Source organism: Methylobacterium mesophilicum, from assembly GCF_022179445.1.
GTDB lineage: Bacteria > Pseudomonadota > Alphaproteobacteria > Rhizobiales > Beijerinckiaceae > Methylobacterium > Methylobacterium mesophilicum.
The window spans coordinates 36,387-60,129 of the sequence record NZ_BPQU01000024.1; the positions used below are offsets into that span (position 1 = coordinate 36,387).

A 23,743-nucleotide genomic window follows, 5' to 3' on the forward strand; every position below is an offset into this window, starting at 1 on the left:
GCCGTCGCCGGCGTCGTCAGCGATCGCGCTCGCCGGTCCGGGACCGGACGGCCGAGACGTCGCACTGGACGTCGTCCAGCGCGCAGCGGACCCGCTCCAGCGCGGCGCTGAACAACGCGGCGGTGTGCGGATCGCCGGTCCGCGCCGCCTCGGCGTTCCGGAAACTGTCCAGCAGGTACGGCATCATCTTTCCATGCAGTGCCAGGTAGGCGCCGGGGCTCGAGAGTTCATAGACGACTGCCAGGGCATGATAGGCCCGCGCCAAAACCTCGAGTGCTACATCCGCACTACGTGAGCCCTGGTCACAATCATCGCTGATCTTCATCGCGTCGATAATCTTGTTTCCGTCCCTAGTCGGGGACTAACATGCTCTATTAACACTGTCGATGCTTCGGACTAGGGCCAATGTCGCCGCCCAAGCGCAGCGCGAGATTTATCACGGCCTCATGGCTCAACTGCAACAGTCCGGTATTCGTCGGCCGGACGCCCCGCGCGCGATCGGCGACAGGGGCTCGCGCGGCCGGCCGGAGGGCCTCTGGGCGACGTCCGCTCCGCTTGCGTTCCATGACGAGGGCTACCGGATGCCCGGATCGGGCCTGGCGGCACGGACGCGGATCACGCGCGGGCCCCCTCTCCCGCACCGGAGCGCGCGTGCATGGCCCCCTATCAAAGCCGCGGTGTGATCATCGTCGGGATCGGGGGGTAGGCCCTGATACGGGCCTCAGCCGGCACGGCCGGTCGTGTCGCGTGCGCTCCATGCGCGGCTCAGCCGCGCATGGAGCGGGTCGGCCGGATCATCGTCGCGATCTTGCTCTCGACCTCGACCAAGATGCCGTTCACCAAGTGGGCCGCGCCCTCGACCGTCCCGGCTGCCAGGGTCTCGCGGCCGCTGGTCTCCTGGATGATGCGGAAATTGTCTTCGACGAACGCGCGAATCTTCTGCTGGACGCCGTCGAACTCGCCCGGATGTGCGGTCTCGTAGAGGAGGGCCAGGGCGAGATAGGCGCGACCGACCATATCGAGCGCGAGGCCGGCGCTCATCTCGCTCATCTCGCTGTCTGTCGGGGGCACGGCGCGTGAGTTCCCTGTCAAGTTCTATCTTGCAAATCTACCAGGCTGTTCGGGTGTGAACAATCAACAAAAATACTTGTGCGGGCATTTTTATTGAATTTATGGCTGTTGATCGCATGTCCGCACGGCGGATACTGATTCGGTCGCTGCCGATGGAGGATGTCGCGCCCGGGGATGAGGAGATGGCATCGCATTGGGCATGCGTACCAAATTATTCGGGCCGTCATCACGACATTTCGCCCAGTATTTTGTTGTTTAGAAATGCCTGGTCATAAAATCCGTGCTCTTGATGGAAATTTATTCGTCGAAATTCCATTCTTGTGTTTTTCACTTAAATCGCAAGGCGACTTTTCATTTAGTTTCATAGTGATACGCAAAAAATTACCCTGTCAAGCCGCTTGATTGATCCTGGTTTCGGATTTTAAACTCGACACAACGAGAAATCCGAGAATCTTTCCATATGAAAATATTCGAGAAATTTAAGATTGCGTACAAAATGTGCGTGCCGATCTTTATCATGGCGTTCATGAGCGTCGGGACAACCTATTATACGCTCAGTATGTTGGGGGATATCACCGAGCGTAACCACGTGCTGGTGGATTATTACGTCGCGCGGTTGGAGGCGTTCTCGCGGGTTCGGCAGAACGTGCAGACCGCCGGCCTGATGAACCGCGCGATCATCATCGGTCAGCCGGACAACGAGATGTCCGACTTCGAGAAGGCGTATCGCGACGCGGTGAAGGGCACGGCGGACGACATCGCGACGCTCGCCGCGGGCGCGCTGAAGAAGGAGGTGCGGGACCTGCTGCTCGAGATCGGCACGATCGCGCGGGAGTATTACGACGTCCTCGACAGATCCAACGCGCTCGCGTTGAAGAACGATCGGGCTGCCGCCACGCAGCTGGCCATGGTGACGAGCCAGCCGGTCGCGAAGCGGTTCGACCAGACCGCGCGGGTCTACGAGGGGCGGGTCGATGCCCGGCTCGCCGACGGAAAGAACGCCACCGAGGCCGCGGCCAAGCAGGCGCGTCTCGTCCTGATCGGTTCGGTGGCTGCGGGCCTGCTCGCCGCCCTGGCCCTCTCGGGCGCCATCATCGTGTTCGGCGTGACGCGGCCCCTCGGCAGCCTCGTGGCCGTCCTGCAGCGTATGGCGAAGGGCGAGATCGACGCCACCATCGCGGAGGCGCGGCGCGGCGACGAGATCGGCGCGGTCGGTCGCGCGGTCGAGCGCATCAAGGAGAGCGTCGCCCGCAGGGCGGCCGAGGAGGCCGAGCACAAGCGGGCCGCCGATGCCGCCGCCTCCGCCGAGCGCAGGCGCGCCCGGCTGGACCTGGCCGAGGGCTTCGAGCAGGCGGTCGCCGGCATCGTCGAGCAGGTCGCGTCCTCGGCCACGGAGCTGCAGGCCACAGCCCGGGCGATGACGGACATCGCCCAGGAGGCCGGCACCCAATCCGGCGCGGTGGCGACGGCGGCCGAGGAGGCGGCAGCCAACGTCACCACGGTCGCGGCCGCCACCGAGGAACTCGGCAGCTCCATCCAGGAGATCGGCCGGCAGGTGCAGGGGTCCACCGATCTGGCCCAGAGGGCCGTCGGCGAGGCCGACCAGACCGCCGCCCTGGTCGCCGAGCTGAGCGCGGCGGCCACCCGGATCGGCGACGTGGTGCAGATGATCTCGGCGATCGCCAGCCAGACCAACCTGCTGGCGCTCAACGCCACGATCGAGGCGGCCCGCGCCGGCGAGGCGGGCCGGGGCTTCGCCGTCGTGGCCTCCGAGGTGAAGGAGCTGGCCGGCCAGACCGCCAAGGCGACCGAGGAGATCGCCAGCCAGATCGGCCGGATCCAGGGCGTCACCGGCGAGGCGGTCGGGGCGATCGGCACGATCACCGGCCGGATCCGCGAACTGAACGGGGTGGCGAACTCGATCGCCGCCGCGGTCGAGCAACAGGGGGCGGCGACGCGGGAGATCGTCCGCAACATCGCCCAGGCGACCGCCGGGACCAAGGAGGTGACCAGCAACATCGTCGGTGTCGCGGGCGCCTCCGAGCAGACCGGGGAAGCCGCCGGCCAGGTCCTCTCGGCCGCGACCGGCCTGTCCCGCCAATCGGAGCGGCTCGCCGCCGAGGTCGACCGCTTCCTGGCCACCATGCGGGCGGCGTGACGGCGCCGGGCGGTTCGGGCGCTCCAACCCGCCATGCTGTCCCTCATCCGCCCCCCTTCAGGGCCGCCCTGGCCCAGCGTGGGAGACGGTGGGCGTGCGTCCTTCGGCGGGTCGAGCCGCGACCGACCAGACGGCGCGCGGTCTGCCGGGGGATTCGCCGGGCGGGGTGAGCCGCCTGCTCGATCCGTCGTGCGGTAAGAGTGTGGTCCGGGCCGCAGGATCGCCCGGGTTCAGGCGGTACGCGCCAGGCCCATCCGGTCCTGCATGACGCCCGGCATCGTCCGGAGCTTGAGCGCCGCGACCCGGTTGTGCCGCGCCATCGCGCGCAGGGCCTCGGCGGTCTCGGGATCGCCGCTCTCCGCCAGGGCCTGCGCGGCTTGCGCCAAGCCGGCGGCGGTGGCGTCGGCCAGCGCGGCGACGCGCGGATCGGGCGAGGACGTCGGTCTGGCCATGGTTGTCCCTGATCGAAGGCGTCCCGATCCTCCGAACGAAGGGTTAACAACCGGTAAAGGCCGCGCGCCGGTTCATTTGCGGATCGGAAAGCGCCCGACCAGCCATCCGGCCTCGTCCCGCACCAGCAGGGTCCAGGGCGGCCCCGGATGCGCCTCGGCGATCTCGTCGGCCATCTCGGCGATGACGCTGCGCGCTTCGAACAGGGCTTCCTCGAGGTCGGCGGCCTCGACGCCCGTCGGGTCGTGGAGCGTGATCTCGGCGTTGGCAAGCTCGAAGTAGAAGCGTGCGGCCAAACGGGCTCTCCCCTACGAAAATCCTCGAGAGAGTTCGTCCCTGCGATCGTCTCCGTCTAAACCCCGTAAGATCCGGCCTAATAGAAGAGAAAAAGACTTAGCTTTTAGGCTGCCTGGTCTCTTGCCTGGCCGGAGAACACCGCGGAGGCGGCCGGACCTAAGCCTAGCGAGGTATCCGGCCGCCCTTGGGGCCCGGCAGCCCCGCGGACCGCGCCCGTACCCCGTCCCGCCGACCGGCCCTACGCCTAAGTCATGAGGTGCCGCCCCGCCGCCGCCGCCGTAGACCGGACTCACAGGACGCGCGGTGCGACGAGGCGAGCATGAACATCACGATGGTCGGGTCGGGCTATGTCGGGCTGGTCTCCGGGGCGTGCCTGGCCGATTTCGGCCACAGCGTCGTGTGCGTCGACACCAATCGCGACCGGATCGACGCGCTGAATGCCGGGCGGATCCCGATCTACGAGCCCGAGCTCGGTGCCCTCGTGGCGGAGAACGTCCGCCAGGGCCGGCTGTCCTTCGTCGCCGACCTGGAACTCGCCGTCGCGGAGGCAGACGCGGTGTTCATCGCGGTGGGGACACCCTCGCGGCGCGGCGACGGCTTCGCCGACCTGTCCTTCGTGTATCAGGCGGCCCGCAGCATCGCCCGGGCGCTGACCCGCTTCACCGTGGTGGTGACGAAGTCGACGGTCCCGGTGGGCACCGGCGACGAGGTCGAGCGGATCATCCGCGAGCTGCGGCCGGACGCCGACTTCGCCGTGGTGTCGAACCCGGAATTCCTGCGCGAGGGCGCGGCGATCTCCGACTTCAAGCGCCCGGACCGGATCGTGGTCGGCACCGAGGATCCCCGCGCCGAGGCGGTGATGCGCGAGGTCTACCGGCCGCTCTACCTCAACGAGGCGCCGATCCTGGTGACCTCGCGGCGCACCGCCGAGCTGACGAAATACGCCGCCAACGCGTTCCTGGCCGCCAAGATCACCTTCATCAACGAGATCGCCGACCTCTGCGAGCAGGTCGGCGCCGACGTCCAGCAGGTCGCCCGCGGCATGGGGCTGGACAACCGGATCGGCGGCAAGTTCCTGCACGCGGGGCCGGGCTACGGCGGCTCGTGCTTCCCGAAGGACACGCTGGCGCTGGTCAAGACCGCCCAGGATGCCGGCACGCCGCTGCGGCTGGTCGAGACCGTGGTGGCGGTCAACGACCAGAGGAAGCGCGGCATGGCCCGCAAGGTGATCAAGGCCTGCGGCGGGGTCCGCGGCAAGACGGTCGCGGTGCTGGGGCTGACCTTCAAGCCGAACACCGACGACATGCGCGATGCGCCCGCGCTCGCGATCGTGGCCGGCCTGCAGGATGCCGGCGCCCATGTCCGCGCCTACGACCCGGAGGGGATGGAGCAGGCCCGGCCGCTCCTCCCGGGGGTGGACTTCGCGCAGGATGCCTACGCGTGCGCGGAGGGGGCGGACGCCCTGGTGATCGTCACCGAGTGGAACGCGTTCCGGGCGCTGGACCTGCCGCGGCTGCACGCCACGATGCGCACCCCGGTCCTGGTCGATCTGCGCAACGTCTACCGGCCCGAGGAGGCCCGGCTCCACGGGTTCGCCTATACCAGCGTCGGCCGCGCCGATGAGCCTGCCGCGTCCCGGGCCGAGCCCGCGGCCCGGCCGCTGCTGGCCGTCGGCTGAGGCGGCCACCGTCTGGAACCGGCCGCCCCGCGGGGCGGCCGGCTCAAAACAGAGCGCCGTGCCCGATCGCGGATGGATCGGGCACGGCGCTCTGTCGGGGCCGTCGCGGCCGGGCGGCGGTCAGGCCGCGGGGGCCTTCATGGCGGCCAGGCTCGAATCCTCGCGCAGGAAGTACTTGTTGGTCAGGTACGCGACCTCGGTGCGGTTCTTCGCCTTCAACTTCTTCATGATGTTGCGGACGTGAACCTTCACCGTGCTCTCGCACATGTTCAACTCGTAGGCGATGATCTTGTTCGGCGTGCCCTTGCGCAGGGCCCGGGCGACGCAGAGCTGGCGCGGGGAGAAGATCTCGTCCTCGCCGGGCTCGACCGGCTCCTCGACCTTGATGCTGGCGAGAAGCGGGAACAGGCACTCCGCCGGGATGTAGACGCCGCCCGCCTGGACGAGCTGGAGCGCCTGCAGGGCGATGTCGACCGACGTCGTGGTCGGGATGTAGCCCTTCACCCCGAGCTTGATGGTCCGCACGATCTGGTCGAGGTTCTCCCCGTCCGAGATGACCGCGACCGGGGGCGCGTCGACCTCGCCCTGCAGCAGGGCCAGCTCGCGGGTGACCTCGGCCCACTCGGTCTCGGACAGGTTGCCGTCCGGCCGGCACAGCACGACCACGTTGGCGGCCGCGAACGGGGTCTGGCGCTTCCAGGACTCGATGTCCGGGAACACCTCGAACACGGTGTCCTTGTCGGCCTCCCGGAGGGACGCGGCCAGGCATCGACCGACGAGTTGCCGGCGATCGATGATCACGATGCGGTTCGTGCGGACCAGGGTGGGGTCCCGCTGCTCGATGACGGCGGAACCGTCACCGCCCTGCGCTCCCGGAAAGCCGCTGCGGCTCCTGGGACTATCCCGCTCAACGATGACGCGCTCGTCTCGAGTACCAAGACTGGCCATAGGAAGTTACCTCCTTTCGCAGGAAGCCCGTTGTCAGGCGAGGGCGCGGAAACCCACGAACTCGCCGTCGACATGACACTGGCGGATTGCGATCTGTTCGGCGCCTTATTGGATGGCTCTCGATGACCGTGGATATAATGCTAACTTTCGTAAAATCAGCTGTAAATACCCTATCTGCTCCGGTTTGATTAAATTTCTACGCATATCAAAACAGTCACAAACTACGTACGTAGCTACTGACGCAGTGGCGGCCGGTGCGGATCGTAGATCGCGTCCCGCATTCGTGCGGTCTTCTGGTGTCTGTTTCGGTTCATTGCGACCGATCGACCGTATCTGGGTGGTCGATCGGAAGTTTTTAGCAACCAAAAGACCGAAACGCCGCGGTGGCTATTTCCGCCGCGGCGGCCCGCCGGCTCGGGGATCGGATTCCGGCGCCGGATGCGGCCTTGGCCAAATTGTTTAGCCTATTCGACCGATGTCTAATTGCCCCGCCTATCTCGCGCTCCAGCGCGGTGGCGAATCCAGTTTTCGTCGCTGAAACTGTGTTGAGGGACTGATTTTGTAGACATGATGACGGTTTGGGGGCTCGAACCGCTCGTCCGGCGGCGAATCACCCCCGAATCAGGGCTTTCGGAGGCCGGCAAGCCGCATCCTGAGCCGATCGATTCGCGTGCCCGCGGGCGTGCCCGTCGGAACTACGTAACCCGGGCCGCCCGATCCGGGCGCACCGGGTCCGCTGAGGGCTCCGCAAGTTCGAGGCAGTCTCACGTCCATAGCGCGACAGGCCCCTTGTCCCGCAGCGGGAGGCAACCCGCACGACCTCCTGCGCCCGTGTCGGCCCGCCGGATGTGTGAGTCCGTCAGCATCCCGTCGCGGGGTGGACGATGCGCCCGAATTCGGGCTTGGCCCGCGTCAGGCGGCGCGGCCCGGCCCGTTGAGCCGCGCGCCCCGCGAAAAAGCCAGTCAGGCGACCCGGGCGAGCAGGTCGCGCATGCCGTGGACGTCGACGAAGTCCGAGATCGCCCGGGTGGCGAGCCGGCCGTGCATCGCCGCGTAGGTCGCGCCGTCGAGGCCGCGCAGGAACGCGATGACGGCGTCCTCGAGCGGTTCCGGGAAGGCCCAGCCGAGCTGCTCGGCCACCGCGTAGCGGCCCGTGGCGGTCTCGGCGCGCGCCAGCGTCAGCGCCCCGCACAGGCCGCCCTCATAGAGCCGGTTCGGCAGCAGCCAGTCCGAGTTCAGGCCGTCATCCAAGTAATCGACCGCCCAGCTGAAGTGCACGCCGCCGTAGATGTCGGGCAACTCGCCCGGATTGGCGTAGGGGCCGCGGAACGACATGTTCGGATGCCGGCGCAGCGTCTCCGCGAAGGTCTGCGGGTCGATATCCTCCTCCGAGAGCCGGCCGGCGATCACGATCCGCACCGCGTCGCCCAGCGCCCGCGCCACCGCCGCCAGGATGGTCAGGCTCCGGCGGCAGCGCAGGGTGCCGAACCAGCCGATGACCCAGGGCGGCCCGGCCCTGCGGTCGCGGTCGATCCGGTGCGCCACCTCGGCGAGGCGGTGCGCCATGACCTTGTTCTCGAGGAGGTGCCACGGGCCCGAAAAGCCCTGGACCGGCCCGAAGTAGCGCCCCACGAAGTCCGGCGCGCTGACCACCAGGAGCGCGCTGCGGCCCAGGATCCAGCGTTCCACCGCCCGGGCGACCCGCCCGACCCGGTCCGGCCGCACCATCAGGCGCTGGATGTCGAGCACCTCGTAGACCAGCGGCGCCCGGCCGCCCGCGAGCCGGGTCGAGGCCCAGGCCACCAGCGCCATGTCGAGGTTGCGCACGTAGACCACGTCCGCGGCGCGCAGGTCCCGCCACCGGGCGAGCGCCCGGACGATCCCGAGAGCGAGCATCGGGAGACGCCGTCCGTAATGCCGGTCCACGGTCTGCCCGAGCGGCACCACGTCGCCGGCGATCCCGGGATCGGCGAGGCCGACCCGCGCCCGCACGAACATGTACTCGACCACCGACCAGCCGGTCTCCCGGATGGCGCCGACCCGCTTCCGGATCGTCGGCTCGATCCGGTCGTGGCCGAAGAAGGCGACCCGGCCGAGCACTGCGGTTTCAGGCTGGGGCTGCATCATGGCGTGCCGCACCCGGCTTCATGGACACAGGACGGACGCTGGCCCCTTGGCCTCCCAGCGATCCCCCTGATCGGGCACGGGTGTGAGCCCGTCGGTCGCTTGCCCCACGCGTTGCGATGCGACGAACGCCGGAGCGGCCGCGGACGGGCTTGCGCGCCGCACCCGTTCAGCCTTCCCTGCGCCGGCGAACCCGACGCCGCGCGGAACACCGTCACGCGGAGGCTCCTGCATCCGTCGCCTCGGCGCCCGGGCGGCGGCGCCAGGACCGGGCGGCCCGGGGCTGGGCGGACGGCCGCATCGCGGCGGCGCGGCGGACCAGGGCGTCCACCAGGGTGCCGCGCCGGACCGCCGGCGTGGCGTTGGTCTTGTTGAGCACGACGCCCAGGACGGTGCAGCCGCTCGATTCCAGGTCCTGGACGGCCGCGATCACGTCGTCGATGTTGGTCTTGCCCGCCTCGGCCACGAGGATCACCCCGTCCAGCATGTCGAGGAGCGGCCGCAGGGTCGGCAGATCGTCGGCCGAGGGCAGGTCCACCACGATGCGGTCGAGGTTGGTGCGCTCGTCGCGGACCAGGCTGGCGATCGCCTCCGGGGTCATCAGGTCGCTGAAATGCGGGTCGCCCGGGTGGAGGCTGCCGCAGGCGAGCAGGCGGACGTCCCCGGGCTGGGGCCGGACGGCCTCCTCGGCGCAGCAGCGGCCGGCGAGGACGTCGAGGAGCCCGCGCTGGTCGGAGGCCTGGCTGAGCCGCGACAGGGTCGCCTGCCGCACGTCGGCGTCGATCAGCAGGATCCGGCTCGCGGAGGCCGCGCGCGACCGGGCGAGCAGCTGGCTGAAGTTGCTCGCGAAGGTGGTCTTGCCGGTGCCGGCCCCGACCGAGGTCACCCCGATGGCGAAGACCGGGCCGCGGCGGTCGTTGCCGATCAGGTGCGACTTCAGGCTGTGCAGCCGCTCGACGAAGATCGATTGCGGCATGTACCGCACCGCGCCGGCCTTGAACGCCTCGACGCTGGCCGGCCGCAGGGCCTCGTCGGCGTGGCTCTGCGCCAGCGCCAGGGCGGCCCGGTAGCCCGGCTCGCGCCGCAGCTCGGGGAGGGCGGCCAGGCAGGACAGGCCCTGGCCGGTGATCTGCCCGGGCGACCGCAGGGTCCGGTCGAACCAGTGCCGCGCGAAGGCGGCGCTGACGCCGAGGCCGGCCCCGACCAGCATGCCGAGCATCACGATCAGGCCGCCGCGCGGCGCGCTCGGGCGCTCCGGGACGGTGGCCGGGGTGATCACGTGCGCGGAGGGCTGCGGGTAGGATTGCTGGTTGACCGCGTCGATGTAGCGGCTGAGCAGGTTCGTGTAGATCTGGTCGTAGGTCTCGGCCGCCCGGTCGAGCTCCTTCGCCTTCACCCGCGCCTCGCTGGTCACCAGCGTCTTCGAGATCAGCGCGTCGAAGGACGCCGACATGCTGTCCTCGCGGGCCTTGGCGACCTCGTAGTCCCGGTCCAGGGAGGCGGCGAGGCGCTCCAGTTCGGCCCGCAGGGATTGCTTGGCCGCCAGCACGTCCTTCTGGATCGCCGTGACCGCGTCGTGGTCGGGGCCGAGGCGGCGCTTCAGGTCGTCGGCGCGCTGCACCAGGTCGACATACTGCTTGCGCAGCTGGATGATCACCGTGTCCTTGAAGGCCTCGGTGATGCCGGGATCGGCGATATCGGAGGCCAGCAGCGCGCGGATCTGGTCGCGGGTCGAGCGGGCGTCCACGGTCCTGGACCGGGCGGAGGCGACCGCGGTGTTGAGTTCCTCCAGCTGCTGCTCGCCCACGAGGCCGCGCTTGCCGAGATCGATGATGGCGTGCTCGGCCTTGTAGGTCTGGGCCTCGCGGGAGGCCGCGCTGGCGCGCTGCTGCATCTCCTTCAGCCGCGGCAGGATCCACTCGCCGGCGACCTTCCAGATCTGCGACCGGTTCTCCAACTGCGTGGCCACGTAGGCGTCCGCCACCGCGTTGGCGACGGCGGCCGCGGTCGTGGGGTTGTCGAGGCTGTAGCCGACCTCGATGACGTAGGCCGCGCCGATGCGGGCGGCTTCCAGGTTCTCCCGCACGGTCGCGGCCTGGCGCTCGTCCGGACCCACCGCGACGCCCGGCTTGGGAGCGGGGGAGAGGCCGATCAGGCCGGCGACGAACAGCTTGACCGCGCCGATGCCCTCCCGGACCCGCGCCACCAGCGGGTGCGGCGGCACCGACAGGTCCTGCGTCGGCGCCAGGCCGAGCCGGTGCACCGCGGCCAGGGCGATCTTCTCGGAGCGGATGTACTCGACCTGGCTCTCGACCTCGGGGATCTCCAGGGGGGTCGCGGCGCCGGGCGTGTCGCGGGCCGTGACCGGGCTCGACCGGCTCTCGATGTAGACCCGCGCCCTGGCGGTGTAGATCGACGGTGCGGTGGCGACGTAGATGATCGCGGCGATCAGCCCGACGCCGCTAAGCGCCAGGATCGACCGCCAGTTCCGCCGCATGATCGTCAGGATCGCGACCTGGGAATCGGGATCGGGCGTCCGCGGCGCGTCCCGCCACGGCCTGCCGGCGCCGGTGCCCACGGGGTCGGCCCGCAGGAAGGCCGCGCTGGTCGAGTGTCTGTTCATGGCGTGTCCCTCACCGGGGCGGGGTTTGCGCATCGTCTCGGATCCCGGATCCTGAACGACGGGCTAAGCGTTTGTTCTGGAATGATTTTTCCCGAAGGCCCGCGGTCGCCGTCCGGCGCGATGGGCATCCGGTGGCGTCAGTTCTGGCCGGCGCCGTCGCCGATCCCCCGCATGGCGGGGTCCGGCTTGAGCACCACCTCCACGACGTCGCCCGGCTGGAGCTCCATGTCCTCGGCGGCGTCGACCGCGCTCGGGGTGGTGCTGTTGGGGCGGAAGACGGCGATCGAAGCCCGGGCGCGGCTGCCGGACAGGAGCTGGCTGCGCAGGGCGCCGGTATAGACCAGCTTGTCGTTGATGCTGTTCAGGCGCGAGCGGAGCGCGGTCAGGTTGTCTTCCGAGACCTGCAGCTTCTCCATGGCGTCCAGGGCCTGCTGGTCGTCGACCCGTTCGAGCTTGCGGGTCAGCTCGCCCTTGTCGCGCTCCAGCTGCGCCACCTGGACGGTGGTCTGGAGCGCCCGGGTCGAGGACAGCAGCACCGCCCGGCGGGCATCCGTCAGCCGCGTCGTCACGACGGCGCCGCGCTGGAACAGCGCCCGCACCGCGTCGTAGTCGTCGGCGTCGGCGGTGACGCCCTCCTTCTCCTTGGCCTGCTGCTCGGTCAGGCTGACGAGCTGGTTCTGGGAGCGGGTCAGCGCGCGCTGCAGGTGCTCCTTCTCCTTGGCGACGTCGGACATCTGCACGCGCAGCTGCTGCTCGGCGAGCTTCTGCGCGACGCTCGCCCGGACCGGCGGGACGTTCGGGTCCGCCCCGGCCGGCGCCGCCTTGTCGGCCCGTGCCGCCGCGATGACCGCCTTGAGCCGCCAGACGTTGGCGCTCTCGCGGGCGATGCTCGCCCAGACGCTGTCGTACTCGGCGCGCAGGTTGGCGCTCTCGACGACCGGGTTCTCCATCCGGAAGCGCAGCAGGTTGTAGCCGCCCGCCAGCGCCACCGCCTGCCGGACGGTCATGCCCGGATGGAACGGGTGCTCGCCCTGCTTGGTCACGTCGCCGCTCAGGTAGACCGGCTGGTACTTCGCGATCCGCACCCCGATCTCGTCGGGCTCGATCACGGCGATCGATTCCTTGCCCTCCGCGTTGCGCTGCCGCACCGCCTTGGCCGGCAGCGCCTTCTGCAGGGTCTTGCGGAACTCCGAGACCGTCAGCCCGACCGCCGGCACCTCGCCGAGAAGCGGCACCATGACGGTGCCGTCGATCCCGACCGTGGCCTCCTGCTTGAACCCGGGAATGCTGAGCGCCGTCACCTCGAGGGAATCGCCCGCCGCGATCCGGTATTCGGCGAAGGCCGGCTGCGCGGCCAGCGTCAGCAGGATCGCGGCGCTCGCTGCGAAGACTCTTCGCAGCGACGCGCCGCTGCGGACGGGCTTACCTGCGAAGACCTCGGGACAGGCCGGATGGGACCAGGTGTTCAACGCGTCGTCCCTTCATGCTCGGGCACAGCTCAGCCTGCATGATGCGCAGCGGCGCAGTTCGCCGGGACTCGTCCAAAAGGAGGCCGGCGTTCCGCTTCGGCGCGGCGCCTTGCGCCTTTCGAGGTAGGCCCCCGGGGGCCGCGCCGCCCCGGGGAAGCGCGGTGCGCCTTTCGGGGGAGGACCGGTATCGAAAGCCTGGGTTCCCGATCGTCCGCAGGTCCGCGCAGTTTTGCCGCACAGAAGTTCGGCAAAAGGAGCTGCGGGGATGCCGATTACCGATGCGGATATTGAGCGAGACGTGGGTATCTTTTACCCAGATCTCGTTAATATTTATGGATGTGAAATAAAGACCGGGTCGCGCATCGGACCCTTCGTCGAGATCCAGCGCAACAGCACCATCGGCCCCCGCTGCAAGATCTCCTCGCACACCTTCATCTGCGAAGGCGTGTCGATCGGCGCGGAAGTCTTCGTCGGGCACGGGGTGGTCTTCACCAACGAGCGCTATCCGGAAGCCACGAACGACGACGGCAGCCTGAAGCGCGACGGCGACTGGGAACTCGTCGAGACCCTGGTCGGGGATCGCGCCTCGATCGGCTCCAACGCCACCATCGTGGCCGGCATCACCATCGGGGAGGGCGCCCTGGTCGGCGCAGGCGCGGTCGTGACCCGCGACGTCCCGCCCTACGCCATCGTCGCCGGATGCCCCGCCCGGGTCATCGGCGACACGCGCCAGAAGCGCGCCCGGTCCCAACGGCCGTCCCGGCCGGCGGCGGCCGAGCCTCTGCAGATCGCTTGAGGGGACACACGCACATGATCGCCATCGGAATCGTCGGCTACGGCTACTGGGGGCCGAACCTGGCCCGCTGCACCTCGGAGACCGAGCAGTGCCGGCTCGCCGCCATCGCCGACCAGTCGCCCGCTGCGCTCGCCCGGGCGGGCAAGCGCCATCCCGCGGCCGAACTCCACCAGGATTGGCGCGACCTCATCGCGGATCCCGAGATCGACGCCGTCATGGTGGCGACGCCGGTGAGCTCGCATTTCGAGATCGCCATCAACGCGCTCCGGGCCGGCAAGCATGTCTTCATCGAGAAGCCGATCACGTCCTCGGCCTTCGAGGCGCGGCTGCTGATCGAGGAGGCGGCCAAGCGCAACCTGACCCTGATGGTCGATCACACCTTCGTCTACACGGGCGCGGTCGAGAAGATCAACGATCTGATCAAGGACGGCGCGCTCGGCGAGGTCTTCTACTACGACTCGACCCGGGTGAACCTCGGCCTGTTCCAGCGCGACGTGAACGTGATCTGGGATCTCGCGGTCCATGATCTCGCGATCCTCGACCATGTCCTGGACCTCGCCCCGGTGGCGATCTCGGCGAGCGGCACCGGCCATTTCAGCGGCCGCCCCGAGAACATGGCCCACCTGACGATCTTCTACCCGCGCGGCGTCGTCGCGCAGATCAACGTCAACTGGCTGGCCCCCGTGAAGGTCCGGCAGACGCTGATCGGCGGCAGCAAGAAGATGATCGTCTACAACGACTTGGACCCGATCGAGAAGGTCAAGGTCTACGACCGCGGCGTCACCGTCGGCGACGGCTCCGGGGACATCACCGAACTGATGGTCTCCTACCGGACCGGGGACATGTGGTCGCCGCACCTCTCCTTCCGCGAGGCGCTCGTCGTCGAGATCGAGCACTTCGTCGACTGCATCGAGACCGGCAAGGCGCCGAAGACCGACGGCCACAGCGGCTTGCGCGTGGTCGAACTCCTCGAGGCCGCGATGCGCTCCCTGCGCCAGAACGGCCACCCCATCGACCTCATGCCACTTGCGAGGGCCTCGTGATCCCGTTTCTCGACCTCAAGGCGCAATACGCGGCCATCGGCGGCGACGTCGAGACCGCCGTCCTCAACGTCCTGCGCAGCGGCGACTTCGTCCTCGGACCGGCGGTCACCGCGTTCGAGGCGGCCTTCGCCGAGGCCTGCGGCGCCAAGCACGCGGTGGCCGTCAGCAGCGGCACCGCGGCGCTCCATCTCGCGCTGCTGGCCCTGGATATCGGCCCGGGCGACGAGGTGATCACGGTCTCGGCCACCTTCGTGGCCACCGTCGCGGCGGTGCTCTATGCCGGCGCGACGCCGGTCCTCGTCGACATCGACCCGGTGAACTGGACCATGGATCCGGCCCTGGTCGAGGCGGCGATCACGCCCCGCACCAAGGCGATCCTGCCGGTGCACCTCCACGGCCGCATGGCCGATCTGGACGCACTCGGGGCCATCGCCCGGCGCCACGGCCTCGCCCTGGTGGAGGACGCCGCGCAGGCGCATCTCGCGGAGCGCGGCGGCCGGAAGGCCGGCACGATCGGGGATATCGGCTGCTTCAGCTTCTATCCCGGCAAGAACCTGGGCGCGTACGGCGAGGGCGGTGCCATCGTCACCGACCGGGACGACCTCGCCGAGGCGGCGCGGTGCCTGCGCGACTGGGGCCAGCAGGGCAAGTACAACCACGTCCGGCACGGCTTCAACCTGCGCATGGACGGGGTCCAGGGCGCGGTCCTGGGTACCAAGCTTCCCTACCTGGAGGGCTGGACCCGGGCCCGTCAGGCGGTGGCGGCCGAGTACGGGGCGCGGCTCGCGGGTCTCGGGCTCGATCTGCCCGGCGCGGCCGGACGCGACCACGCCTTCCACGTCTACGCGGTCAGCACCCCCGACCGCGAAGGCCTGCGCCAGCACCTGACCGAGGCCGGGATCAGTACCGGCATCCACTACCCCGTCCCGGTCCACAGGCAGCCCGCCTACCGCCATCTGGACGACGGGACCGGCCGCCTGCCGGTCACCGAGCGCCTGGCCGCCCGGACCCTGTCCCTGCCGATGTTCCCGGAACTGACGTCTAGCCAGATCGACAGCGTCTGCCGGGCCGTCTCGAGCTACTGCGAGGTCGCCGATGCAAAAGCTGCGTGATGTCAGCAAGGGAAGCCGCTTCGCCGGCGACCTGCGCGGGACCCGGATCCTCGTCACCGGCGGATCCGGCTTCATCGGATCCCACATCATCGACCTGCTGGTCGAGGCCGGCTGCGACGAGATCGTGGCCGTCGACAACATGGTCCGCGGGCGGCCCGAGAACCTGAAGGACGCCCTCGGCTCGGGCCGTGTCCGGCTGGTGCAGGGCGACATCCGCGACCGGGCCCTGATGGACGGCCTGGTCAAGGGCACCGACGTGGTGTTCCACCAGGCGGCCCTGCGGATCACCCAATGCGCCGCCGAGCCGCGCCAGGCCTTCGAGGTGATGGCGACCGCGACCTTCGACCTGCTGGAGCGCTGCGTCGAGGCCGGCGTCGCCAAGGTGGTGATGGCCTCGTCCGCGTCGGTCTACGGCATGGCCGAGAGCTTCCCGACCACGGAGAAGCACCACCCTTACGACAACCGCACCCTCTACGGGGCGGCCAAGTCGTTCGGCGAGGGCCTGCTGCGCTCGTTCAACGACATGTACGGCCTGGATTACGTGGCGCTCCGCTACTTCAACGCGTACGGGCCGCGCATGGACCTGACCGGCCGCTACACCGAGGTGATGGTGCGCTGGATGCAGCGCCTGGCCGAGGGCCAGTCCCCGATCGTGTTCGGCGACGGCCTGCAGACCATGGACCTCGTCCATGTCCGCGACATCGCCCGGGCCAACATCCTGTCGGCGACCGCACCGGCCACCGACGTGGTGCTGAACGTCGGCACCGGCCTGGAGACCTCCCTGGTCGATCTCGCCGGCCATCTCACCCGGATCATGGGCCGTGACGGCACCCCGCTGATCCACGAGGCCGAGCGCGCCGTGAACCCGGTGCCCCGGCGCCTGTGCGACACCAGCCTCGCCCGGGATCTGATCGGCTTCGAGGCGAAGATCGGGCCGGCCGAGGGGCTGGCCGACCTGGTGTCCTGGTGGAGCGACGAGGCCGGTTCGGATCACCTGAGGCGGGCGCTGGCATGATCCCGATCGCGAAACCCGATGTCGGCGAGCCGGAAGCGGAGGCCGCCGCCGCCGTCGTCCGCTCCGGCTGGCTGACCCAGGGGCCGCAGGTCGCGGCCTTCGAGGCGGAGTTCGCCGCGATCGTCGGCGCGCCCCATGCCTGCGCGGTCTCGAACTGCACCACCGCGCTGCATCTCGCGCTTCTCGCCGCCGGGGTCGGACCCGGCGACGAGGTGGTGACGGTGAGCCACAGCTTCATCGCCACCGCCAACGCCATCGCCCAGTGCGGGGCGACGCCGATCTTCGTGGACGTCGACCCGGCGACCTTCAACATGGCCCCGGAGGCCGCCGCCGCGGCGGTGACCGAGCGGACCAGGGCGATCGTCTGCGTCCACCAGATGGGCATGCCCTGCGACCTCGAGGCCATCGTGGCGCTCGGGCGCCGGTCCGGCATCCCGGTGATCGAGGACGCGGCCTGCGCGATCGGCTCCGAGCGGCTCCAGGGCGACGTCTGGCGGCCGATCGGCGGACCCGCAGGCGACGTCGCCTGCTTCTCGTTCCATCCGCGCAAGGTCCTGACCACCGGCGACGGCGGCATGATCACGACGGCCAATCCCGACTGGGACCGCAAGTTCAGGCTGTGGCGCCAGCACGGGATGAGCGTGTCCGACGTGGCGCGTCACGGCAGCGCCCGGGTGGTGGCCGAGGCGTACACGGTCGCGGGCTTCAATTACCGGATGACGGACGTGCAGGCGGCCATCGGCCGTGCGCAGCTCACCCGGCTGCCCGGCCTGATCGCCCGCCGGCGCGCCCTCGCGGACGGCTACCGGGCGCGGCTCGCGGACCTGCCGGAGGTGACGCCGCCCCCCGAGCCGATGGGCTCGCGCAGCAACTGGCAGAGCTTCTGCATCCGCCTGCCGGAGACGGCCGACCAGGGCGCCGTGATGCAGGCGATGCTCGATCAGGGCATCGCCACCCGCCGGGGCATCATGTGCGCCCACCTGGAGCCGCCCTACGCCGAGGCGCCCCGGCGCTTCGCCTTGCCGGAATCGGAGCGGGCGCGCGACCACGCGATCCTCCTGCCGCTCTACGCCGGCATGGACGACGCGATGCAGGACCAGGTCGTCGCCGGCCTGCGCGCCGCCCTGCGATGATCCCCGGGCCGGTCAAGAGCCTCGCCCGCACCGTGGGGCTCACCCGTCCGCGGTTCGCGGCCGCCCGGATGGCCTACGAACGCACCACCCTGGCGGTCGCCGGGACGCGCCGTGAGCGGCCGGGCGGGCGCATCCTCTGCTATCATTCGATCGGGCAGCCCGAATGCGGCGTCAACGACGTCACACCCGAGCGCTTCCGGCACCAGATCGAGCTGGCCCTGCGCCTCGGCTACCGCTTCGTGCCGGCCGCCGCCATCGCCGAGGGAAGCGGCGAACCCTGTGACCTCGCGATCACCTTCGACGACGGCTGGCGCAGCGTGCTCGACGCCGCGGAGCCGATCCTGCGGGATCACGGGATTCCGTGGACGCTGTTCGTCGTCTCCGGCTGGCTCGACCGGCCGGGGACCGGCCCGCGCGGAATCCTGGGCTGGCGCGAGGTCGAGGCCCTGGCCTCGGCCGGCGTCGAGATCGGCAGCCATTCCGTCACCCATCCGAATTTCGGGGGCCTCGGCGCCGAGCGGGCGGCCGAGGAGCTCGACGGCTCGCGCCGGGCGATCGCGGCCCGGCTCGGCATCCGGCCCGACAGCTTCGCGATCCCGCTGGGGCAGTCGGCGAACTGGACGCCGGCGGCCGCCCGCGCCGCCGAGCAGGCCGGCTACCGGATCGTCTACGCGCAGGCCGTGGAGACGCGGCCGCTCGGGACCATCGGGCGCAGCTTCGTCACGCATTTCGACAACGACCTGGTCTTCGGGGCCCTCCTGAACGGCGTCTACGACGCCTGGGAAGAATGGACATGATGCAGCCCGCGCCCCGCGCCACGGTTTCCGTGGTGGTCCCCACCTGCAACCGGCCCGCCCTGCTGCGCGAGGCCCTGGCGAGCATCCGCGCCCTGGAGGCGCCCGATCTCGCCTTCGAGATCATCGTGGGCGACAACGGTCAGCCGGGTCCGGCCGCCGAGGTCGCCGCCGCGTTCGGCGCCCTCCACGTGCCGGTCGCGCGCGCCGGCGCGGGGGCCGCCCGCAACGCGGCCCTGCTGCGGGCGAGCGCACCCTACGTGGCGTTCCTCGACGACGACGATGTCTGGCTGCCGGGCCACATCCGCCCCCATCTCCGACGGCTCGAAGCGGAGCCCGGTCTCGGCATCGTCTTCGGCCAGGTGATCACCACCTCCCCGGAACTGGAGCCGGTCTACGGCCCCTGGCCGGCGGAGCTCCCGGCCGACGGGGCCGCGCTGCTGCGCCGGATGTTGAGCGGCTACTTCCCGCAGGTCGGCGCGACCGTGGTGCGCCGGAGCCTCGTCGACAGCGTCGGCCTGTTCGACGAGGCGCTGCTCGGCGACCAGGATTGGGATTGGCAGATCCGGGCGGTGCGCCGGCACGGGGCCGCCTTCGTGGCCGTGCCCGGCGTCCATTTCCGGCAGCGGCCGGCCGGGACCTTCGACAGCCTGATCGCCCGCCGGATCCGCTTCACGCGGCTGGTCTTCCGGCGGCACGCGCCGGCCCTCGGCGTTTCGCGCCTCCAGGCCCTGCGCCTCTATTTCGCGACCGTGCAGGGGTATTACGACGCCTTCCTGGACGGCGCCCAGGCCCATGCGGCCCGGGGCGACCGGCGCGCCGCCGCCGGCGCGCTGCTCTCCGCCTTCAGGTTGATGCCGCACCGGGCGGTCAAGGACGCGATCCGGCCGACCCATCTGCGCGCGGCCCTGGTGGCCGTCGCCCAGGCAAGCCGCCCCCTCGCGGCGGCCGGGCCGGGGACGCGCTGACCGGTCGGGCCTTTCCCGTCGCAGGGACGTCCAGGCATCCAACCCGTGATTCCGGGCGCCGCTGCGGCTTCCTGACCTGACGAGGGCGTTGGAACGGACAAGAAGACAGGCCCGGGAACCACAAGGTTTCCCGGGCCTGTCTTTGGGTGATGCGACGGATACGCCGTCTCAACCGGCCCGCAGAAGCCCCGGCCGGTCCTTCACGTTGCGCACCAGCCATTCCGGCAGCAGCAGGCGCACCCGCTCCCAGGGGCCGGACAAGTCGCCGGCGCGGCGCAGGGCCGCCCAGGAGGCGACGCGCTGCCGGAGCGGCAGCATGCCGATGTAGTTCTTGGTCATCCCGGAGATCGGGAAATCCGAGCCGAACATGTCCTGGTGGCGCAGGTCCGGCTCGCCCAGATGGGGCGCCTCGGCCGTCACCGGCCCGGCATCCGGCGCGAGCCGGGGCAGCGCCCGGGCCTGCGCGTAGACCGCGTCGAGCCCGGCGGCCCAGCTCGCCGGCGCGTAGAGGCGCGCGATGGCGGCGCTGATCGCGGCCCCCGTGGTCCGGCGGTCCTCCGCGTCGGTGATCAGCGCGGTGAGGTGGGCCTCGTATTCCGCTTGGTCGCGGGCGACCCGGGCCGTGGCGTCGAGCCCGGGATGGTTGATCGCGACGATCTCGGCCGCCGCGGGCGCCTCGAACCGCGTCACCAGCGGCAGCCCGTAGGCGGCGGCTTCGAGCATCGAGGTCGACGAGACGAACGGGTAGGAATCGACGTAGATGTCCGCCGCCTCGAAGAAGACCCGCGGATCCGACTGCTCGGCATGGGCCACGATCCGCCCGCCCGTGGCGGCCTGCGCCCGGGCCCAGTCCGCGCGCTCGCCCGCGCCGACCACGATCAGGCGGGCCTTCGGATGCGCGGCCAGGAGATCGACGTGGCGGTCGGCGTAGGTGACGTCGCCGACGTTGCGGTACTTGGCGCCGCGCGCCACGGAGACCAGCAGGACCTCGTCGTCCGGGATCCCGAGGGCACGCTTGGCGGCCGCACGGCTGCGCTGGCGCTCGGGCAGCGTGATCAGGGTCGGGAGCAGGAAGCTCCGGGCCGGATCGACGCCGCGCCGCGTGATCGCGAGCCGGCGGGCGGCCTCGCGCAGGTTGATCACCGCGTGGCTGATCCGGGTCCCGATCCAGAACAGGTGATCCGCGTGGTTGAGGAGGAGGACCGGCGGGTGCTTGCCCGGATCCGCGAAGGCGATCAGCGGGACCACGTCCTCGCAATGGATGTGGAGGACGACGACGTCGTAATCCCGCGCGACCCGGCGCAGCTCCCGCGCCCAGGCGAGCTTGCCGCCCTGGCGGTGGTTCAGGTGGTGGATCGCGCCGCCGCTGGCGCGGACCGCCTCGGCGATCCGCCCATCGACCGGGCCGCGATGTTGGGTCAGGGCGAGCCCGTTGGTCCGGTGGGCGTCGGCGCCGATCCACAACGCCAGCATCTTGGTGAGGCCGCCCACCGGGGCGAGCTGCGTGCAGACGTGGAGGACGCGCCGGAACGGGGCCGGCTCCGGGGCCGTGCGATGGCCGGCCTCCGGCTCGAGCCGCCGGCCGATCTCGGCGGTCAGGCGCTCCAGGCGCGGGCTCGCGAAGACCCCGCAATGGCGATGGGCCGCCATCGTCGCCGCGATGGCGGCTTCGACGGCGGCGCCTTCGAGGTCGCCCGCAGCCCCCCGGCGCTCGGCCTCCCGCACCCGGGCATCGAAGGCCGAGAAATTCGCCCGGATCCGCCCGGCGCGCCGGGCGGTCTCGTCGTCGATGTCTCGGCGTCCGTCATGGCGGAACTCTGACGCAACAATGGCCATCGTGCCCTCCGGGCTTCAGCGATGCGGTGCGGAATCCGCCGTCCAGGTGCCGGGAGTGTGGAAGACACCGAACACGTCGGGGGCGAAGACCGGGTGCTCCACGTGGAAGCGGGCGCCGATCCGCGCGGCGAGCAGGCGCTCGAAGCCCCGCTGCCGGACCACCACCGAGACCTTGTAGGTGTCCGCGGTAAGGGTCAGCGGCGGCGTCAGCAGCTCGATCGTGCCGTCGCCCGACAGGGTCTGCAGCTTGGCGCGGTCCGTCATCGTGCTGAAGTTGCAGCAGAGCAGCTCGTCCGATCGCGTGATCGAGAATAGGACATGTGGGTCGGTGATCGGCTCCGAGGCGGTGTAGCGCGCCGTGATCCGCATCCGCTCGCCGTGCCGGAACAGCGTCTTCGGAGCGCCGGATTCGTCGGCGACCGTGACGTCCTGGATCTCCACCGGGTGGTGGCCGCCCTCCGGCCGGAACCAGGGCGCGTCGGCCAGGTAGCTGTCCCGCTCGTAGTGGTGCAGCCCCTCGTCGGTGGGGCCGTCGAAGGCGACGCGGCCGTTCTTGATGTAGATCACCCGCTCGCACATGGTCTTCACGCTGAACATGTTGTGCGAGACGAGCAGGATCGTCGAGCCCTTGCTCTGGAGGCGGCGGGCGAAGTCGATGCACTTCTTCTGGAAGGTGTAGTCGCCGACCGCCAGGACCTCGTCGAGGAGCAGGATGTCGGGCTCGAGATGGGCGGCGACCGAGAAGGCCAGCCGGACATACATGCCGCTGGAATAGCGCTTCACCGGCATGTCGATGAAGTCGCCGATCTCCGAGAACTCGACGATCGCGTCGAACTTTTCAGCGATCTCGTGGCGGTGCATGCCCAGGATCGAGCCGTAGAGGAAGATGTTCTCGCGGCCGGTGAGCTCCCGGTGGAAGCCGGTGCCGACTTCGAGCAGGGCGCCGACCCGGCCGACCAGCCGGATGCTGCCGGTGGTCGGGGCGGCGATCCGCGAGATCAGCTTGAGCAGGGTGCTCTTGCCGGCCCCGTTCATCCCGATGATGCCGACGTTCTCGCCGTGCTTGATGCCGAAGCTGACATCCTTGAGCGCCCAGAACCCCTCCTTGGTCGGGCGCGCCTCGGACCGGCGCGTCATCAGGCCCCGCGCGCCGTCGATGAGCGCCTCGCGCAGGGAATTGTCGTGCGTGGCCCGCGGGGCACGCCAGTATTGCTTGCCGATATCCTGTACGCTGATCGCCATCGACATCAGATTATATCCGCGAAAGAGCGCTCCATGCGCTGGAAGAAGATCAGTCCGGTGAACAGCAGCAGCGACGACACCGTGACCGAGACCGCGAGGGCGAACAGGTCGGGCGTGGTTCCGCCGAGGATCGCGAACCGGAACGCCTCGATCAGCCCGACCATCGGGTTGAGCGCGTAGAGCCAGCGCACCGAGTCGGGGACGATGCTCGCCGCGTAGACGATCGGCGAGGCGTACATCCAGATCTGGATGAGGAACGGCAGCGTGTGCTTCACGTCCCGGAAGCGGACGTTGACCGGCCCGAGCCACAGGCTCACCCCGAGCGCCAGCATCGCGGTGACCGCGAGCGTCGGCACCGCGAGGACGATGTGCCAGCTCGGCATCACCCCGTAGCAGAGCATCAGCACCAGCATCACCGCGAGGGCGATGGCGAAGTCCACCATCGGCGACACCACGGTGGCGAGCGGGATCACCAGGCGCGGGAAGTAGATCTTGCGGATGAGTTCCGCCTCGGTGACGAGGCCGGTGGCGCTCCGGCGCACCGACTCGGCGAAGTAGGTCCACAGGATGATGGCGCTGCCGGCGAACAGTGCATAGGGCGCCCCGTCGGTGGGGATCTTGGCGAAATGGCCGAAGATGACCGTGAAGATCGCCACCGTGAAAAGCGGCTGCGCGATGGCCCAGCAGGCGCCCAGGGCGGTCTGGCGATAGAGCACCTTCAGGTCGCGCAGGATCAGGACCCACAGCAACCCGCGATACTGCCAGACCCCGGCGGCATCGAAGGCGACGAGTTGATTGTCGGGCCCGATTTCGGTGACCGGCATCGCGGCCGGTTCCGATCTGGGCCCGGCCAGGCCATGTTTCGGCGCATCGAGCGCAAGCGCGTCCAAAGAGTCCATCATTCGAAGCGATCCCGCACGACGATCGGTGCTTGCTGGATCCGTTCGCGGCATCAGCTGCCGGATCGGCGATCCCACTGAGCCGGG

Annotated in this window: 20 protein-coding genes; 9 read left to right on the forward strand and 11 right to left on the reverse strand. The window is 70.0% G+C overall.

What is annotated here, in order from left to right:
- Window positions 1-16 precede the first annotated feature (16 nt).
- Window positions 17-325 (reverse strand): hypothetical protein, encoded by a 309-nt coding sequence (locus MFF40_RS20700; RefSeq protein ID WP_147857332.1) that lies wholly within the window; start codon window positions 323-325, stop codon window positions 17-19.
- A 440-nt stretch (window positions 326-765) separates the two neighbouring features.
- Window positions 766-1,050, reverse strand: a complete 285-nt coding sequence (locus MFF40_RS20705; protein WP_238262028.1) for a hypothetical protein — start codon at window positions 1,048-1,050, stop codon at window positions 766-768.
- Window positions 1,051-1,531: 481 nt separating this feature from the next.
- Here MFF40_RS20705 and MFF40_RS20710 point away from each other — a divergent pair, with 481 nt between their 5' ends.
- Entirely contained in the window at window positions 1,532-3,229 is a 1,698-nt protein-coding gene (locus MFF40_RS20710) for a methyl-accepting chemotaxis protein (RefSeq protein ID WP_238262030.1), read from the forward strand.
- Window positions 3,230-3,459: 230 nt separating this feature from the next.
- On the opposite strand, the gene MFF40_RS20715 is transcribed toward MFF40_RS20710, so the two are convergent.
- Both MFF40_RS20715 and MFF40_RS20720 read right to left on the reverse strand, forming a co-directional pair.
- Window positions 3,460-3,681: a hypothetical protein gene (locus MFF40_RS20715; RefSeq protein WP_147856924.1), complete on the reverse strand. Its 222-nt coding sequence runs from the start codon at window positions 3,679-3,681 to the stop codon at window positions 3,460-3,462.
- Window positions 3,682-3,753: 72 nt separating this feature from the next.
- Window positions 3,754-3,975: a DUF6894 family protein gene (locus MFF40_RS20720; RefSeq protein WP_147856925.1), complete on the reverse strand. Its 222-nt coding sequence runs from the start codon at window positions 3,973-3,975 to the stop codon at window positions 3,754-3,756.
- 320 nt (window positions 3,976-4,295) lie between these two features.
- Between MFF40_RS20720 and MFF40_RS20725 the strand changes: the two genes are divergently transcribed.
- Window positions 4,296-5,654: a UDP-glucose dehydrogenase family protein gene (locus MFF40_RS20725; RefSeq protein ID WP_238262032.1), complete on the forward strand. Its 1,359-nt coding sequence runs from the start codon at window positions 4,296-4,298 to the stop codon at window positions 5,652-5,654.
- Between the two features lie 120 nt (window positions 5,655-5,774).
- On the opposite strand, the gene MFF40_RS20730 is transcribed toward MFF40_RS20725, so the two are convergent.
- The 4 genes from MFF40_RS20730 to MFF40_RS20745 all read right to left on the reverse strand — a co-directional run bounded on the left by MFF40_RS20730 (window position 5,775) and on the right by MFF40_RS20745 (window position 12,818).
- A complete protein-coding gene (locus tag MFF40_RS20730) occupies window positions 5,775-6,602 on the reverse strand; it encodes a LuxR C-terminal-related transcriptional regulator (protein WP_238262034.1) in 828 nt (275 codons plus the stop codon).
- Window positions 6,603-7,565: 963 nt separating this feature from the next.
- A complete protein-coding gene (locus tag MFF40_RS20735) occupies window positions 7,566-8,729 on the reverse strand; it encodes a glycosyltransferase family protein (RefSeq protein WP_238262035.1) in 1,164 nt (387 codons plus the stop codon).
- Between the two features lie 211 nt (window positions 8,730-8,940).
- Window positions 8,941-11,349 carry a GumC family protein gene (locus tag MFF40_RS20740; protein ID WP_238262037.1) on the reverse strand — a complete coding sequence of 803 codons (2,409 nt, stop codon included), beginning with the start codon at window positions 11,347-11,349 and terminating at the stop codon, window positions 8,941-8,943.
- Between the two features lie 137 nt (window positions 11,350-11,486).
- Window positions 11,487-12,818, reverse strand: a complete 1,332-nt coding sequence (locus MFF40_RS20745) for a polysaccharide biosynthesis/export family protein (protein WP_147855405.1) — start codon at window positions 12,816-12,818, stop codon at window positions 11,487-11,489.
- A gap of 265 nt (window positions 12,819-13,083) precedes the next feature.
- Between MFF40_RS20745 and MFF40_RS20750 the strand changes: the two genes are divergently transcribed.
- The 7 genes from MFF40_RS20750 to MFF40_RS20780 are packed head-to-tail and all read left to right on the forward strand — an operon-like array spanning window position 13,084 to window position 19,679.
- Window positions 13,084-13,614: an acyltransferase gene (locus MFF40_RS20750; protein WP_147855404.1), complete on the forward strand. Its 531-nt coding sequence runs from the start codon at window positions 13,084-13,086 to the stop codon at window positions 13,612-13,614.
- Between the two features lie 14 nt (window positions 13,615-13,628).
- Window positions 13,629-14,657 (forward strand): Gfo/Idh/MocA family protein, encoded by a 1,029-nt coding sequence (locus tag MFF40_RS20755; protein WP_147855403.1) that lies wholly within the window; start codon window positions 13,629-13,631, stop codon window positions 14,655-14,657.
- On the forward strand, window positions 14,654-15,769 hold the full coding sequence (locus MFF40_RS20760; protein ID WP_147855402.1) for a DegT/DnrJ/EryC1/StrS family aminotransferase: 1,116 nt from the start codon (window positions 14,654-14,656) through the stop codon (window positions 15,767-15,769). Before MFF40_RS20755 ends, MFF40_RS20760 begins: the two co-directional genes overlap by 4 nt.
- Window positions 15,753-16,784, forward strand: a complete 1,032-nt coding sequence (locus tag MFF40_RS20765) for an SDR family NAD(P)-dependent oxidoreductase (protein WP_238262039.1) — start codon at window positions 15,753-15,755, stop codon at window positions 16,782-16,784. The genes MFF40_RS20760 and MFF40_RS20765 overlap by 17 nt, the downstream gene beginning before the upstream one ends.
- Window positions 16,781-17,917, forward strand: a complete 1,137-nt coding sequence (locus MFF40_RS20770; RefSeq protein WP_238262041.1) for a DegT/DnrJ/EryC1/StrS family aminotransferase — start codon at window positions 16,781-16,783, stop codon at window positions 17,915-17,917. The genes MFF40_RS20765 and MFF40_RS20770 overlap by 4 nt, the downstream gene beginning before the upstream one ends.
- Window positions 17,914-18,714, forward strand: a complete 801-nt coding sequence (locus MFF40_RS20775) for a polysaccharide deacetylase family protein (RefSeq protein ID WP_238262043.1) — start codon at window positions 17,914-17,916, stop codon at window positions 18,712-18,714. The genes MFF40_RS20770 and MFF40_RS20775 overlap by 4 nt, the downstream gene beginning before the upstream one ends.
- A complete protein-coding gene (locus MFF40_RS20780; protein WP_238262045.1) occupies window positions 18,711-19,679 on the forward strand; it encodes a glycosyltransferase family 2 protein in 969 nt (322 codons plus the stop codon). The genes MFF40_RS20775 and MFF40_RS20780 overlap by 4 nt, the downstream gene beginning before the upstream one ends.
- 168 nt (window positions 19,680-19,847) lie before the next feature.
- On the opposite strand, the gene MFF40_RS20785 is transcribed toward MFF40_RS20780, so the two are convergent.
- Genes MFF40_RS20785 through MFF40_RS20795 form a run of 3 tightly spaced genes read right to left on the reverse strand, consistent with a single transcriptional unit; the run spans window position 19,848 to window position 23,581 of the window.
- Window positions 19,848-21,515 (reverse strand): glycosyltransferase, encoded by a 1,668-nt coding sequence (locus MFF40_RS20785; RefSeq protein WP_147897267.1) that lies wholly within the window; start codon window positions 21,513-21,515, stop codon window positions 19,848-19,850.
- A 15-nt stretch (window positions 21,516-21,530) separates the two neighbouring features.
- Window positions 21,531-22,763, reverse strand: a complete 1,233-nt coding sequence (locus MFF40_RS20790) for an ABC transporter ATP-binding protein (RefSeq protein WP_147897266.1) — start codon at window positions 22,761-22,763, stop codon at window positions 21,531-21,533.
- A complete protein-coding gene (locus tag MFF40_RS20795; protein WP_238262047.1) occupies window positions 22,763-23,581 on the reverse strand; it encodes an ABC transporter permease in 819 nt (272 codons plus the stop codon). The genes MFF40_RS20790 and MFF40_RS20795 overlap by 1 nt, the downstream gene beginning before the upstream one ends.
- Window positions 23,582-23,743: the final 162 nt, after the last annotated feature.

Excerpts from the sequence above, each read along its gene's own strand:
- MFF40_RS20700 (WP_147857332.1), bottom strand. The coding sequence starts at position 325 with ATGAAGATCAGCGATGATTGTGACCAGGGCTCACGTAGTGCGGATGTA.
- MFF40_RS20705 (WP_238262028.1), bottom strand. The coding sequence starts at position 1,050 with ATGAGCGAGATGAGCGCCGGCCTCGCGCTCGATATGGTCGGTCGCGCC.
- MFF40_RS20710 (WP_238262030.1), top strand. The coding sequence starts at position 1,532 with ATGAAAATATTCGAGAAATTTAAGATTGCGTACAAAATGTGCGTGCCG.
- MFF40_RS20715 (WP_147856924.1), bottom strand. The coding sequence starts at position 3,681 with ATGGCCAGACCGACGTCCTCGCCCGATCCGCGCGTCGCCGCGCTGGCC.
- MFF40_RS20725 (WP_238262032.1), top strand. The coding sequence starts at position 4,296 with ATGAACATCACGATGGTCGGGTCGGGCTATGTCGGGCTGGTCTCCGGG.
- MFF40_RS20730 (WP_238262034.1), bottom strand. The coding sequence starts at position 6,602 with ATGGCCAGTCTTGGTACTCGAGACGAGCGCGTCATCGTTGAGCGGGAT.
- MFF40_RS20735 (WP_238262035.1), bottom strand. The coding sequence starts at position 8,729 with ATGATGCAGCCCCAGCCTGAAACCGCAGTGCTCGGCCGGGTCGCCTTC.
- MFF40_RS20740 (WP_238262037.1), bottom strand. The coding sequence starts at position 11,349 with ATGAACAGACACTCGACCAGCGCGGCCTTCCTGCGGGCCGACCCCGTG.
- MFF40_RS20750 (WP_147855404.1), top strand. The coding sequence starts at position 13,084 with ATGCCGATTACCGATGCGGATATTGAGCGAGACGTGGGTATCTTTTAC.
- MFF40_RS20755 (WP_147855403.1), top strand. The coding sequence starts at position 13,629 with ATGATCGCCATCGGAATCGTCGGCTACGGCTACTGGGGGCCGAACCTG.
- MFF40_RS20765 (WP_238262039.1), top strand. The coding sequence starts at position 15,753 with ATGCAAAAGCTGCGTGATGTCAGCAAGGGAAGCCGCTTCGCCGGCGAC.
- MFF40_RS20770 (WP_238262041.1), top strand. The coding sequence starts at position 16,781 with ATGATCCCGATCGCGAAACCCGATGTCGGCGAGCCGGAAGCGGAGGCC.
- MFF40_RS20775 (WP_238262043.1), top strand. The coding sequence starts at position 17,914 with ATGATCCCCGGGCCGGTCAAGAGCCTCGCCCGCACCGTGGGGCTCACC.
- MFF40_RS20780 (WP_238262045.1), top strand. The coding sequence starts at position 18,711 with ATGATGCAGCCCGCGCCCCGCGCCACGGTTTCCGTGGTGGTCCCCACC.
- MFF40_RS20785 (WP_147897267.1), bottom strand. The coding sequence starts at position 21,515 with ATGGCCATTGTTGCGTCAGAGTTCCGCCATGACGGACGCCGAGACATC.
- MFF40_RS20790 (WP_147897266.1), bottom strand. The coding sequence starts at position 22,763 with ATGTCGATGGCGATCAGCGTACAGGATATCGGCAAGCAATACTGGCGT.
- MFF40_RS20795 (WP_238262047.1), bottom strand. The coding sequence starts at position 23,581 with ATGCCGGTCACCGAAATCGGGCCCGACAATCAACTCGTCGCCTTCGAT.